Raw genomic sequence first — 14,638 nt, forward strand, 5'->3', positions numbered from 1 at the left:
AACTATCAGAACCTTTTTTCTTTACACTGAAAAGCATCACTTCATTATTCCGGGAGAATATGATTATGGATAAAAATAATCCAAACTTTTTTGCGTTTAATCGCAGACAACTTCTTAAAACCAGTGCCGCTCTGGCTACAGTTTCTCAATTACCCCTTCCTTTCACTTCCAAAGCTGAAACTAAACCGATTGTAGAATCCACAGAAAAAGTCGTGTGGAATACTTGTCCTGGTAACTGCCACAGTCGTTGTGCGCTTCGTTTACATGTGAAAGATAACGAAGTCTATCAAGTCGAAACAGATAATACCGGCGACGATATTTATGGCAATCACCAAGTTCGTGCTTGTTTGCGTGGACGCTCTATTCGAAGAGTTATGAATCATCCTGACCGTCTAAAATACCCCATGAAACGAATTGGCAAACGAGGAGAAGGGAAATTTAAACGTATCAGTTGGGAAGAGGCTTATGACACGATTGCAGATAACCTTAAACATATTGTAAAGGAATACGGTAATGAAGCCGTGTATATTAATTATAGCTCCGGTGTAAGTGCAGGAAATATACTTCGTTCTGCCGCTCCCACTTCGCCCTTTGCTCGTTTGATGAATTGTTATGGCGGTTATTTAAGCTATTACGGCACTTACAGTCGTGCACAAGTTTCTATGGCTATGCCTTACACTTACGGCTCGAATGAAGGGAACGCAACATCAGATATTATCAATAGCAAACTGGTCGTGTATTTCGGTAATAATCCGATGGAAACACGTATGAGCGGCGGGGGAATTACATATCATCTGGAGCAAGCTCGTGAAATTTCGAAAGCGAAAATGATCGTAATCGATCCTCGTTATACTGATACTGCCGCAGGGCGTGAAGATGAATGGGTGCCAATTCGTCCTGGTACCGATGCTGCATTAGTTGCGGGAATGGCATATGTGATGATTAGTGAAAATTTAATCGATCAAGCATTTTTAGATAAATATTGCGTAGGGTATGATGAAAAAACGTTGCCACCAAGCGCACCAAAGAATGCTCATTATAAAGCTTATATTCTCGGCTATGGTGAAGATGGTGTCGCTAAAACACCAAACTGGGCTGCCAAAATTACTGGTATTCCAGAAGAAACGATTATTCGACTTGCACGTGAAATTGCTATGACAAAACCTTGTTGTATTGTTCAAGGGTGGGGGATTCAGCGACAATCCAATGGCGAGCTCGCGGTAAGAGCGGTCGCAATGTTAGCTATTTTAACGGGTAATGTGGGCATTCATGGCGGTAATTCAGGTGCACGTGAAGACACTTACAAGATTACTAATGTCAAATTTCCAACCTTAAAAAATCCAGTGAAAACTAAAATTTCTGTGTTTATGTGGACGGATGCCATTGAAAGAGGTCCTGAAATGACCGCACTTCGAGATGGTGTTAAAGGCAAGGATAAATTGGATGTACCTATTAAGTTTATTTGGAACTATGCGGGTAATACCATTACCAATCAACATTCTAACATCAATAAAACGCATCACATTCTACAAGACGAAAGCAAATGTGAAATGATTGTTGTGGTTGAAAATTTTATGACAGATTCAGCCAAATATGCCGATATTTTATTACCAGATTTAATGATCACTGAACAAGCCGATCTCACGCCAAATGAATATGCTGGAAATATGGGGTATTTAATTTTTGGGCAACCTGCTACTACAGCTAAATTTGAACGGAAGCCTATTTATGAAATCGCCAGTGAGATAGCAAAACGACTTGGGCAAGATGTGTATAACAAATTCACAGAAGGCAAAACACAAGAAGATTGGATTAAGTTCTTATATTCAGAAATGATGAAAAAAGATAAGGACTTACCTGATTATGAAAATATGAAGAAAATAGGTATCTTCAAAAAACGTGATCCCAAAGGGCATTTTGTTGCGTACAAAGCTTTCCGAGATGATCCTGAAAAAAATCCATTGAAAACCCCATCTGGCAAAATTGAAATCTACTCAGAAGCTTTAGCCCAAATTGCGCAAACGTGGGAATTGGAAGAGGATGAGGTGATTCATCCATTACCAATTTATCATGCAGGTTTCAACGGTGTAGATGATCCGAAACGCAAAGATTATCCATTCCAAATGATTGGTTTCCATTACAAAGCTCGTACTCATTCTTCTTATGGTAATGTGGATATTTTAGAAGCCGCAAACCGACAAGAAATTTGGATTAACCCGATTGATGCGCAAGCTAAAAATATCCAAGATGGTGCAATGATTCGTGTATTTAATGAAAATGGCGAAGTCCGTATTGCCGCTAAAGTTACGCCTCGCATTATGCCTGGTGTGTTAGCAATGCCACAAGGAGCATGGCATAAAGCGAATATGAATGGGGATCAAATCGACCATGGAGCTTGTATTAATACCCTCACCACGCACCGCTCTTCCCCACTGGCGAAAGGCAATCCGCAACATTCTAATTTAGTACAAATAGAAAACATTTAATAATAATTATCATTATTTCATATTGATTTTAATCATTTTTTGATTGTTTTTTGTATACCTATTTTTAATTATGTGATCTGAGTTAACATTTTTGTACATGAAAGATGTTATTAATTAACTCATTTCAATGATTACTCAATCTGACTGTGGGGGAACGATATAATGAGTAACTTTAATCAAATAAGTCGCCGAGATTTTGTTAAGGCGTCATCTGCGGGAGCTGCACTGGCAGTTTCAAATCTTACTTTACCTTTCAATGTAATGGCTAAAGAGACACAATACCTCAATGAAAATAGTCAGGAACGTATTGTTTGGAGTGCTTGTACAGTAAACTGTGGTAGCCGTTGTCCATTACGAATGCACGTAAAAGATAACCGAATCACTTATGTGGAAACCGATAATACGGGGACAGAAACATATAATCTTGATCATCAGGTTCGTGCTTGTCTACGTGGACGTTCTATGCGTCGTCGGGTGTATAACCCAGACCGTTTGAAATACCCAATGAAACGTATAGGTAAACGCGGAGAAGGTAAATTCAAACGAATCAGTTGGGATGAGGCTTTAACTGAAATTGCAGACGCATTGAAACGCAATATCGAAAAATATGGTAATGAATCAATTTATTTAAACTATGGTACAGGTACGTTAGGTGGAACAATGGCGAAATCTTGGCCACCTGCATCCACTATGATAGCTCGTTTTATGAATTGTATTGGTGGATATTTAAACCATTATGGTGATTACAGCACCGCACAAATTGCAGTCGGTTTAGATTATACCTATGGTGGTGGTTGGGCATTGGGAAATGGAATGGCTGATATTGAAAACACCAAATTAATAGTGTTATTCGGTAATAATCCTGCAGAAACTCGTATGAGTGGAGGTGGTTTAACTTATTGTATTGAACAAGCCAAAGCGCGTTCCAATGCCAAAATGATTATTATCGATCCTCGTTATAATGATACTGGTGCAGGGCGTGAAGATGAGTGGATTCCAATTCGTCCAGGCACTGATGCAGCCCTCGTTTCGGCTCTTGCTTATGTAATGATTCAAGAAAATCTCGTGGATCAACCTTTCTTAGATAAATATTGTGTTGGTTATGATGAAAAAACATTACCCGCTGACGCCCCTAAAAATGGTCATTATAAAGCCTATATTTTAGGTTATGGTGATGATGGTATCGCTAAAACCCCTGAATGGGCGGCTAAAATCACGGGTATTCCAGCGGAGAGAATTATTAAACTCGCACGTGAAATTGGTAGTACAAAACCTGCCTTTATTTCCCAAGGCTGGGGGCCTCAACGTCGTAGTAATGGAGAATTAATCTCTCGTGCCATTGCGATGTTACCAATCTTAACGGGTAATGTTGGAATTCACGGTGGTAACACTGGTGCACGTGAAAGTGCGTATAGCATTCCATTTGTGCGGATGCCAACGCTGAAAAATCCTGTGAAAGCAAGCATTCCAATGTTTTTATGGACAGATGCAATTATTCGTGGCACGGAAATGACCGCACTTACAGATGGTATTCGTGGTGTTGATAAATTATCGTCCCCAATTAAAGTAATTTGGAATTACGCAAGTAACTGCTTGATTAATCAACACGCACAAATCAATCGTACTCACGATATTTTACAAGATGATACCCAATGTGAAATGATCATTACTATTGATAATCATATGACATCTACTGCCAAATACAGTGATATTTTATTACCAGATTGTACAGCTTCAGAACAAATGGATTTCGCTTTAGATGCCTTTGTATCCAATATGGCATATGTCATTTTTGCAGATCAAGTGATCAAACCATCTTTTGAATGCAGACCTATTTACGATATGTTGAGTGATTTAGCTGAGAAAATGGGCGTAAAAGAAAAATTTACTGAAGGAAGAACACAAGAAGAATGGTTACGCCATATTTATGAGCAATCTCGAGAAAAATTACCTGAATTACCTACTTTTGAAGAATTTAGACAACAAGGTATTTTTAAAAAGGTTGATCCTAATGGCTTTAAAGTTGCATACAAAGATTTCCGTGATAATCCAGAAGCCCATCCACTTAAAACGCCATCTGGCAAAATTGAAATTTATTCTTCTCGTCTAGCTGAAATAGCAAAAACTTGGAAATTAGCAGAAGATGAAGTAATTCATCCTTTACCAATTCACGCCCAAAGTTTTGAACATTACGGTGATCCATTAATGGAAAAATATCCGTTACAACTAAGTGGTTTTCACTATAAAGCGAGAACCCATTCAACTTATGGCAATGTGGATGTATTAAAAGCAGCTAATCCACAAGAAGTTTGGATGAATCCTATTGATGCAGAACCTCGTAATATTAAAAATGGCGATATGATTCGTATCTTTAATGATCGAGGCGAAGTACGTATTAATGTAAAAATTACACCCCGTATTATTCCGGGGGTTGTGGCATTAAGCGAGGGGGCTTGGTATGCACCAGATAAAGATCGTATCGATCATTCAGGTTGCATTAATGTACTTACGACACAACGCCCATCACCGCTTGCGAAAGGTAATCCGCAACATTCTAATTTAGTTCAAGTGGAACGTTTGTAGGGGGATAATTATGGAACAATATGGTTTTTATTTTGATTCTGAACGCTGCACAGGCTGTAAAACTTGTGAATTAGCCTGTAAGGATTACAAAGATCTTAGCACAGAAGTCAATTTTCGTCGTATTTATGAATATACAGGTGGTCAGTGGAATCAACAAGCAGATGGATGCTGGCATCAAAATATATTTGCTTATTACATGTCTATTTCTTGTAATCATTGTGCAGATCCTGCTTGTACAAAAGTTTGCCCAACTGGTGCAATGCACAAAAATGCAGATGGTTTCGTGATCGTCAATGAAGAAATTTGTATCGGTTGTCGTTATTGCCATATGGCATGTCCTTATGATGCACCGCAATATGATGCACAAAAAGGTCATATGACAAAATGTGATGGATGTTATTCTCGCGTAAAATCAGGTCAAAAACCGATTTGTGTTGATGCCTGCCCACTACGTGCATTGGATTTCGCTCCTATTGATGAACTTCGAGCAAAATATGGCACACAAGCCTCCATCGCACCACTACCACCGGCTGATATCACTCAACCAAATTTAGTGGTAAAACCCAATAAACACGCTCGTTTAAGTGGCGATACAAGTGGGTTCTTAGGAAACCCAAGAGAGGTGTAAGATGAATACAGGATTATATGAACTGCCACTAGTATTTTTTACAGTTTTGGCACAAAGTGCGGTCGGTGCGTGGCTTGTTTTTACTTTTGTGCTACTTGGCGAAAAAAATGAGAAAAGCTGCGCTTACATCCACAAAGCCATGTTTGTGGTGTTAGCGTGTTTAGGTTTAGGTTTTATCGCCTCAATTATGCACCTTGGTACGCCGGCTCGTGCGTTTAATTCATTAAATCGCGTAGGCGAATCCATGATGAGTAACGAAATTGCCGCAGGTGCCATTTTCTTTGCGCTTGCCGGTTTCTATTGGCTAATTGCTATCACAGGTAAAATGCCGTCGGCGCTTGGTAATTTATGGAGAATTTTAACCGCATTTGTGGGCGTGGTATTTATGTATGTGATGAATCAGGTTTATCACATCGCCAGCGTACCAACATGGAACACGCCATTAACATCTTGGGCGTTCTATCTCACTGTTGCATTAGGCGGTTTGGCGTTATCTTATGCATTATTAATGCCGAACAAACAACGCGATTATCAACTTAATCTCGTGCCAAGCCTCTTTGCCCTTGCTGTATTATTCGCAGCCGTGGTTGCAGTATATCAAGGCTTTAGCTTGCAAGGCATTCATAGTTCCATCCAAAATGCCGCCGCACTTGTGCCGGGTTACGCTATGATGACGGCTGCTCGTTTATGCTTATTAGCCATTACTGCCTTCCTTTTATTCCGTGCGAAAAATGCAGGATTATTAGCTTGCGCAGTCATTTTAACCTTAGCCGCAGAAGGCATCGGTCGTGTGTTGTTTTATGGATTACATATGACTTATGGAATGGCCATTGCAGGGTAAATTATATGTATGGGCGTATGCGATACGCCCCTACGCTGAAACCAATCCACTAAATTAATAAATACCAAAGTGCGGTGATTTTTTTCGGAGATTTTATGCAAAACACCTTTCAACAGATTTCCCTTTACGGGCGCTTGCTCGGCGCGGCTTTTTATTATGAACCGAGCGATTCACGTCTTGCCGGTATTTTTGATTTTTTTCGGCAATCCACTTGGGCGCAAGAATGGGAAATTGAATGGGATGAAAAAACTCGTGAAAAAACAACCGCACTTATTGCGCAAGGCTTAAATCAAGATCTGAACGATCAATACCAACGCCTATTTATCGGCCCAAACGAATTGCCTGCACCGCCTTGGGGTTCTGTTTATTTAGATCCTGAATGTGTAATTTTTGGTAATTCTTTACTGGCATTGCGTGATTTTCTCCGTTATCATCAAATTTCTTTTCAAGCCGAACAAGATGAACCGGAAGATCATATCGGATTAATGCTAATGCTGGCCGCTTATCTTGCCGAAAATCGACCGCACTTAGTGGTAGAATTTCTGCGTGAGCACTTCCTGACTTGGGCAAACCATTTTTTAATGCAGCTAGCGAACGCTGAAAATACGCCGTTCTATCAAGGGCTTGCCTTACTCACCGCACAAACCTTGCAGCAGTGGCAAGCTGATTTGCATATTGATGTGCCAAACGTTAGATTCTATCGATAATGAAAAACGAAGCCTATTATCAGGCTTATCTAAGCCACAACCAGATTTCCCGTCGCGGGCTATTCCGTAGTCTCTTCGCTACGGGAGAATCTGCCGTTGTGAGCGAAAAACACCTTCCCCGCCCACCTTTTGCTGCTCGAGAAGATTTATTTACCGCTGTCTGCAATGGCTGTGGCAATTGCGTTGCTGCCTGCCCGAATGGATTAATTCGATTAGAACAAAATCAAGCCATTCTTGAAATCGACTACGCACCTTGTGATTTATGTGGAAAATGCGCCGAAGTTTGTTCCTCCAACGCGCTTCATTCTAATTTTCCGGCAGATACATTACTTCGACCGCAATTTTCTTCAGCCTGTTTAATCCTACAAAATCAAACCTGTCCAGACTGCCAAACCGCTTGCCCACAACAAGCGATTTCCAGCATGTTAGAGATTGATAATGAACGTTGCAACGGATGCGGAGAATGTAAAATTACCTGTTTTGTCGCAGCCATTACACTTAAATAAAAAAACTTTATTTTCCACCGCACTTTCCTTCTAACATTTGACACCCCTAGCCCTTACACCTATTATTCCGTAGTTATTTATTTAAGATTTACGGAACAAAATAATTATGGTGAATAAAACCGCTCAACTTAAACAAGCTCTAGAAAATCGTATTCTCATTTTAGACGGTGCGATGGGGACGATGATCCAAAAATATAAACTGACGGAAGCTGATTTTAGAGGCGAGAAGTTTAAGGAAAGTGCGGTCGATTTACGCGGTAATAATGATTTACTGACATTGACTCAACCACTGCTAATTTCCGCTATTCATGAGAAATATTTGGCAGCGGGTGCAGATATTATTGAAACCAATACTTTTAGTTCAACTACGATTGCTCAAGCGGATTACGACTTGCAATCTATCGCTTATGAACTCAATTTTGTTGGCGCAAAATTAGCTCGTTTGGCTGCAGATAAATATAGTACGCCAGAAAAACCTCGCTTTGTCGCGGGCGTGTTAGGGCCAACAAACCGTACAGCTTCCATTTCACCCGATGTAAATGATCCTGGTTTCCGCAATGTTACTTTTATGGAATTAGTGGATGCTTATGCCCAAGCAACAAAAGGCTTAATCGAAGGTGGGGCGGATTTAATTATGATCGAAACTATTTTCGACACGCTTAACGCCAAAGCGGCTGTTTTTGCCATTGAAAGTGTATTCGAAGAATTAGGCGTAGAATTGCCGATTATGATTTCCGGTACCATTACCGATGCTTCAGGCCGTACCCTTTCAGGGCAAACCACTGAAGCGTTCTACAACTCGCTTCGTCACGCTAAACCACTGACGTTCGGTTTGAACTGTGCGCTAGGCCCGAAAGAACTACGCCAATATGTGGAACAGCTTTCAAAAATCAGTGAAACCTATGTTTCTGTGCATCCGAATGCGGGCTTGCCAAATGCTTTTGGTGGTTATGATTTAGGGGCAGAAGAGATGGCAGCTCACTTAAAAGAGTGGGCAGAAAGTGGTTTTGTGAACATTATCGGCGGTTGTTGTGGTACCACACCGGAACACATCAAAGCCTTTGCTGAGGCGGTAGAAAATATTCCACCACGCAAATTGCCACAAATCAAAACCGCCATGCGTTTATCGGGTTTAGAACCACTCAATATTGACGATGAAAGCCTGTTCGTGAACGTCGGCGAACGCAATAACGTAACAGGTTCGGCAAAATTCAAACGCTTAATTAAAGAAGACAAATTTGCAGAAGCCATTGAAATTGCTATCGATCAAGTAGAAAACGGCGCACAAGTCATCGACGTGAACATGGATGAAGCCTTGCTCGACGGCAAAAAATGTATGACTCGTTTCCTCAACATTATGGCAACGGAACCCGATGCGGCCAAAGTGCCAGTGATGATTGACTCCTCCAAATGGGAAGTGATTGAGGCAGGTTTACAGTCAGTGCAAGGTAAACCGATTGTGAACTCTATTTCCTTAAAAGAAGGCGAGGAAAAATTTATCCATCAGGCTAAATTAGTGCGTAAATACGGCGCTGCCGTTGTGGTAATGGCATTTGATGAAGTGGGGCAGGCTGATACCGAAGAGCGTAAAGTGGAAATCTGTACTCGAGCCTATAACATCTTAGTCAACCAAGTAGGCTTCCCGCCGGAAGACATCATTTTTGACCCGAACATTTTTGCGATTGGTACTGGGATTGAAGAACACAATAACTACGGCGTGGATTTCATCAACGCCACTGGTCGTATTAAACGCAGCTTGCCACACGCCAAGATTTCCGGCGGTGTTTCAAACGTGTCCTTCTCCTTCCGCGGCAATAACGTAATGCGTGAAGCCATTCACGCGGTCTTCCTCTATCATGCTATCAAACAAGGCATGGATATGGGGATCGTGAATGCGGGGCAACTTGCCATTTATGATGATCTTGATCCTGAATTGCGTAATGTAATCGAAGATGCCGTATTAAACCGCACGCCAGATGGCACCGAACGTTTACTGGATATTGCGGAAAAATATCGCAACCAAGGCAACGATGAAAGTGCAGTGGATTCTGTGGCCGAATGGCGCACGTGGCCGGTGGAAGAACGCTTGAAACACGCCCTTGTGAAAGGGATTACTACGCACATCATCGAAGACACCGAAGAAGCCCGCCAAAAATTGCCAACACCGTTAGAGGTGATCGAAGGCCCACTCATGGCTGGTATGGACGTGGTGGGCGATTTGTTTGGCGACGGCAAAATGTTCCTGCCGCAAGTGGTGAAATCCGCACGCGTGATGAAACAATCAGTGGCGTATTTAGAGCCGTTTATCAACGCCACCAAACAAAAAGGCTCTAGTAACGGTAAAGTGGTGATTGCCACTGTGAAAGGTGATGTACATGACATCGGTAAAAACATCGTGAGCGTGGTGTTGCAATGTAATAATTTTGAAGTGATTGACTTAGGCGTCATGGTGCCGGCGGACAAAATCATTCAAACGGCGATTGATGAAAAAGCCGATATTATCGGCTTAAGCGGTTTGATTACGCCATCTTTAGACGAAATGGAATACTTCCTCGGTGAAATGACGCGTTTAGGTCTGAACTTGCCTGTTTTAATTGGCGGCGCAACCACCTCCAAAGAACATACAGCCATTAAACTGTATCCAAAATATAAACAACACGGTGTGTTCTATACCTCAAATGCATCAAGAGCGGTAACGGTTTGTGCAACTTTAATGAACCCAGAAGGCCGTGTAGCATTGTGGGAACAATTCAAGAAAGATTACGAGAAAATTCAGCAATCTTTCTCTAACCGTAAACCACTGCGTAAACAGCTTAGCATTGAAGAAGCACGAGCAAACCGCTTTGATGGCTTTAGTGCTGAATGGGCAGATTATGTGCCGCCAACACCAAAACAAACCGGCATTGTGGAATTTAAAAACGTGCCGATTGCCGAGCTGCGCAAATTCATCGATTGGTCACCATTCTTCCGTATTTGGGGATTGATGGGTGGCTATCCGGATGCCTTTGATTATCCGGAAGGCGGCGAAGAAGCACGCAGAGTGTGGAACGATGCACAAGTGGTATTGGATGAATTAGAACAAAACCACAAGCTCAACCCAAGCGGCATTTTAGGCATTTTCCCAGCCGAACGTGTGGGCGATGATGTGGTTCTATTCTCTGATGAAGAACGTACGCAAACCATTGGCACCGCTTACGGATTACGCCAACAAACGGAACGTGGCAAAAACAGCAAAAGCCCATTTAACTTCTGCTTAAGTGACTTTATCGCCGATCGCGAAAGCGGTAAAAAAGACTGGTTCGGCATGTTCGCCGTGTGCGCCGGTATTGAAGAAATGGATTTAGTAGAAGGCTATAAAGCCGCCGGCGACGATTACAACGCAATCTTGCTACAAGCCGTGGGCGATCGCCTCGCCGAAGCCATGGCAGAATACCTACACTTTGAGCTACGCACCCGCATTTGGGGCTACACGCAAGAAGAATTTGACAATCAAGGTTTAATCAATGAAAACTATGTCGGCATCCGCCCTGCACCGGGTTATCCAAGCTGCCCAGAGCATACCGAAAAAGCCTTAATTTGGGATTTATTAGAAGTGGAACAACGCATTGGCATGAAACTCACCGAAAGCTACGCCATGTGGCCGGCGGCTTCCGTCTGCGGTTGGTACTTCACCCACCCGGCAAGTAACTATTTCACTTTAGGTCGAATCGATGAAGACCAAGCTCAGGATTATGCCAAACGTAAAGGTTGGGATGAGAGAGAGATGATGAAATGGTTGGGTGTGGCGATGAAGTAGAAAATCTAGTAATAGGAACCTTACAATAGCTTTTTTTGATAGAACTTTTTCAATACCCAAATTTAATATTGATAAATATTTAAAATAATTAATTTCAAGGAGCCATAATGGATATGAAATTTTTTTCATCTAGCATTTCTGGAGAAGAACCTATTGATTTTAGTAAAATAAAAGACCAGGAAAAAATAAAACATTATGAACATTTACTACAGCAATCATTTAATCAAATATTGGACGCTGAGAATATTATTATTTTAGCTGGTTCTGGAACTTCATTAGCATTTAACAAAGAAGGGGAAAAATATATTGCCCCAAGCATGGGAAACCTTTGGGAATCCTGCCAACATATGAATCCATTCAACTTTGATGATATAAAAAATATTACAAAATATGACCAATTTGCTGCAGTTAAAATTAATAAAGATGGCAAACCAGAAAAAGAATCTAATATCGAACTATTATTATCTCGTTGCGATACTTTTATTTCATTACAAACCCTGGCTGAAGATGAATTACAAAAATTAGGTAAATTTGTTGTAGATGCAAAGAATAAAATTTTAGAAGAAACAAATTTTATTGGAAAGCTTACTGGTTTAGAAGAACGTTGGAAACATCATGAAAAACTCTTAAGAGTTCTAGGAAAAAGACAACCTAAACAAAAACGTTTAAAGCTATTTACTACTAATTATGATTTAGCATTTGAAACAGCAGCATCTAATACGGGAATGATTGTAATTGACGGTTTTGAATATGGAAGACCATATCGTTTTAATCCGGCATGGTTTCATTATGATATTGTTCATAAAATTCAAACTTCAGATAAGGCAAACTCTTATCTTCCTAATGTTTTTCATCTTTATAAAATTCATGGTTCTGTGGATTGGATAAAAACAGAACAAGGTGTTCAAAAAAGAATATCCGATTCTCAAAAAGGTGAACCAGTAATTATTTATCCTAGTAGTACAAAATACCAAAGTTCCTATGAATCCCCATATTTAGATATGATGGCAAGTTTTTTAGAGGCAGTACAAAAACCAAAAACAGCTATTTTATGTCTTGGGTTTGGTTTTAATGATAAGCATATTAATAATGCTATTATAATGGCATTACGTACCAATCCAGAACTATTACTAATGGTTGGGACCCGTTCTCTTTTTGCTGAAAAAAGCTCTTTTAATGAGGATATTAAGAGACTACTAATGGAAGCTGTTAAATCAGGCGATTCTCGAATTTCACTAATAGATAGTGATTTTGCTACGCTCGTAAACAAACTACCAGAAAGAAATAAACCTACTCCAGAAGAAGAAATTTTTCAATTATTCCAAAAATTTAATGTAGGGGGGAACACAGATGAATAATGAATGGTTTTCACCACATGATTTAAAAAGACGTATCGGAAGTTTAATTGAAATATCAGCTACTGAGGCTAAAATTAATTTAACCAAAGCAGGAACTGGAGAACAAGTTTGGTTATTAGGAAATAGAATTCCTATTGGTGAAGTCAATGAATTTATTTTTATTGATTGTGGACAAACATCTATTCTTGGCAGAATGGTTAAAGTATGGCTTGAAAATGGTGAACGCTTAAGTGTCGATAATTTAGACGAACATTATCCAAATAATAATCCTATTGGTTTAGTTCAGCTATTGATTAGTGTTGATGTAGAAACGGGTTTTAATCATAGAGGTATTAGACAATATCCTAAATTAGGCACTCAAATTTATTCCGCCCATCCTAAACTAGTGTCTCTTCTGGCTGAAGGAAAATTAGCTAATGTTGAAGAGGAATTACAACTTCCAATTGCTGAAATACCCAATAATCCATCCGTCACAATTCACTTAACACCAGAAAAATTGTTTGCCCGCCACTGTGCCATTCTAGGTTCAACTGGTGGTGGTAAAAGCTATACCATGGCAAATCTTATCAACAATGTAAAAAAACATGGAGGGAAAATACTATTACTGGATGCAACTGGTGAATATGAAAATTTACCTTGTGAAAGTTATTATGTTGGGAAAAACCCTCGTGCAAATGATCAGAATAAAGTTACTTATCCTCATTGGATGTTTACTGATTCAGATATAAGAGCTTTATTAAGACCATCAGCAGGAAGTCAAGCACCTAAGTTAGAAGAAGCAATTCGTAGTTTAAAGGTGTTGTCATTTTACTCAAACCAACATCACAGTTTAACCATAATTAATGGTAAAAATTTAAAAAAAGCTGAGGAAACTAAACAAAATTTTGAAGATGCAATAAAATCAATAAACATGCCTTTCTCTGAGATTTCTTGGGATTTTTCAGCATTAGCTGATCAAATCATTGAAGAATGTGTACATCCAGGATATGGAGATGGAAGCAAATGGGGGAAAAAAGTTGATAATGATATTGGATATTGCTTAAACCTAATTTCACGAATTAAAGCAATGCAAAATAATCTCCACTTAAAATGGATGTTGGATTATGAACCTTCTCTAAAGCAAATACCTAATATAATAGACAATCTATGTAGCAATACACAAAGTTCACTAATCCGACTTGATTTATCTTTTGTCCCTTTTGAGGCTAATGCTAGAGAAATTCTAGTCAATACTATTGGCAGAAAATTACTAGATTGCGCTCGTAAAGGTGATATTAATTATGAAAATCCATTGCTTGTTTTCATCGATGAATCCCACCAATTTTTAAATAAATCTATTGGAGATGAAATTAGCAAAATGAATCTAACAGCTTTTGGAGATATCGCAAAAGAAGGCAGAAAATATGGGTTAAATATAGTTATGGCAACACAAAGAGCAAGAGATATCCCTGAAGATGTATTAAGTCAAATTGGTACTTTGATTGTTCATCGATTAACTAATGAAAAAGATCAGGAAATTGTAAAAAAAGCTGTTGGATCAATTGATAATCGCTCAGCATCCTTTTTACCTGTCCTTGGTCAAGGTGAAGCTCTTTTACTTGGCGTTGATTTTCCATTCCCAATGAAAGTTAAAATTAAACAGCCTGAATCACCTCCTCAATCTAGAAGCGCTTCATTTTCTAAGGCGTGGAATTACGAAAAATAGTAATATCCCTAGGATGGCGCAAGCCTTC

9 protein-coding genes are annotated in these 14,638 nt (G+C 39.9%); all 9 read left to right on the forward strand.

Features of this window, described 5'->3' with window-relative positions; genetic code table 11:
* Window positions 1-65: 65 nt before the first annotated feature.
* The 9 genes from ABW51_RS03740 (at window position 66) to ABW51_RS03780 (ending at window position 14,610) form a co-directional block, all read left to right on the forward strand.
* Entirely contained in the window at window positions 66-2,486 is a 2,421-nt protein-coding gene (locus tag ABW51_RS03740; protein ID WP_053465661.1) for a DmsA/YnfE/YnfF family dimethyl sulfoxide reductase, read from the forward strand.
* A gap of 162 nt (window positions 2,487-2,648) precedes the next feature.
* The gene (locus ABW51_RS03745; RefSeq protein ID WP_053465625.1) at window positions 2,649-5,069 is read left to right on the forward strand and encodes a DMSO/selenate family reductase complex A subunit; all 2,421 of its coding nucleotides are present in this window, start codon (window positions 2,649-2,651) and stop codon (window positions 5,067-5,069) included.
* A gap of 10 nt (window positions 5,070-5,079) precedes the next feature.
* The gene (locus ABW51_RS03750) at window positions 5,080-5,697 is read left to right on the forward strand and encodes a DMSO/selenate family reductase complex B subunit (RefSeq protein ID WP_053465626.1); all 618 of its coding nucleotides are present in this window, start codon (window positions 5,080-5,082) and stop codon (window positions 5,695-5,697) included.
* Window position 5,698: 1 nt separating this feature from the next.
* Window positions 5,699-6,538, forward strand: a complete 840-nt coding sequence (locus tag ABW51_RS03755) for a dimethyl sulfoxide reductase anchor subunit family protein (RefSeq protein WP_053465627.1) — start codon at window positions 5,699-5,701, stop codon at window positions 6,536-6,538.
* A 95-nt stretch (window positions 6,539-6,633) separates the two neighbouring features.
* Window positions 6,634-7,245 carry a Tat proofreading chaperone DmsD gene (gene dmsD / locus ABW51_RS03760; RefSeq protein ID WP_053465628.1) on the forward strand — a complete coding sequence of 204 codons (612 nt, stop codon included), beginning with the start codon at window positions 6,634-6,636 and terminating at the stop codon, window positions 7,243-7,245.
* Window positions 7,245-7,751 carry a ferredoxin-type protein NapF gene (napF, locus tag ABW51_RS03765; protein WP_053465629.1) on the forward strand — a complete coding sequence of 169 codons (507 nt, stop codon included), beginning with the start codon at window positions 7,245-7,247 and terminating at the stop codon, window positions 7,749-7,751. Before dmsD ends, napF begins: the two co-directional genes overlap by 1 nt.
* Before the next feature lie 106 nt (window positions 7,752-7,857).
* A complete protein-coding gene (gene metH, locus ABW51_RS03770) occupies window positions 7,858-11,547 on the forward strand; it encodes a methionine synthase (RefSeq protein ID WP_053465630.1) in 3,690 nt (1,229 codons plus the stop codon).
* A 107-nt stretch (window positions 11,548-11,654) separates the two neighbouring features.
* Window positions 11,655-12,905, forward strand: a complete 1,251-nt coding sequence (locus ABW51_RS03775) for an SIR2 family protein (RefSeq protein WP_053465631.1) — start codon at window positions 11,655-11,657, stop codon at window positions 12,903-12,905.
* On the forward strand, window positions 12,898-14,610 hold the full coding sequence (locus ABW51_RS03780; protein WP_053465632.1) for an ATP-binding protein: 1,713 nt from the start codon (window positions 12,898-12,900) through the stop codon (window positions 14,608-14,610). Before ABW51_RS03775 ends, ABW51_RS03780 begins: the two co-directional genes overlap by 8 nt.
* Window positions 14,611-14,638: the final 28 nt, after the last annotated feature.

This window comes from Haemophilus sp. C1, from assembly GCF_001276515.1.
In the GTDB taxonomy this organism is placed as follows: domain Bacteria; phylum Pseudomonadota; class Gammaproteobacteria; order Enterobacterales; family Pasteurellaceae; genus Haemophilus.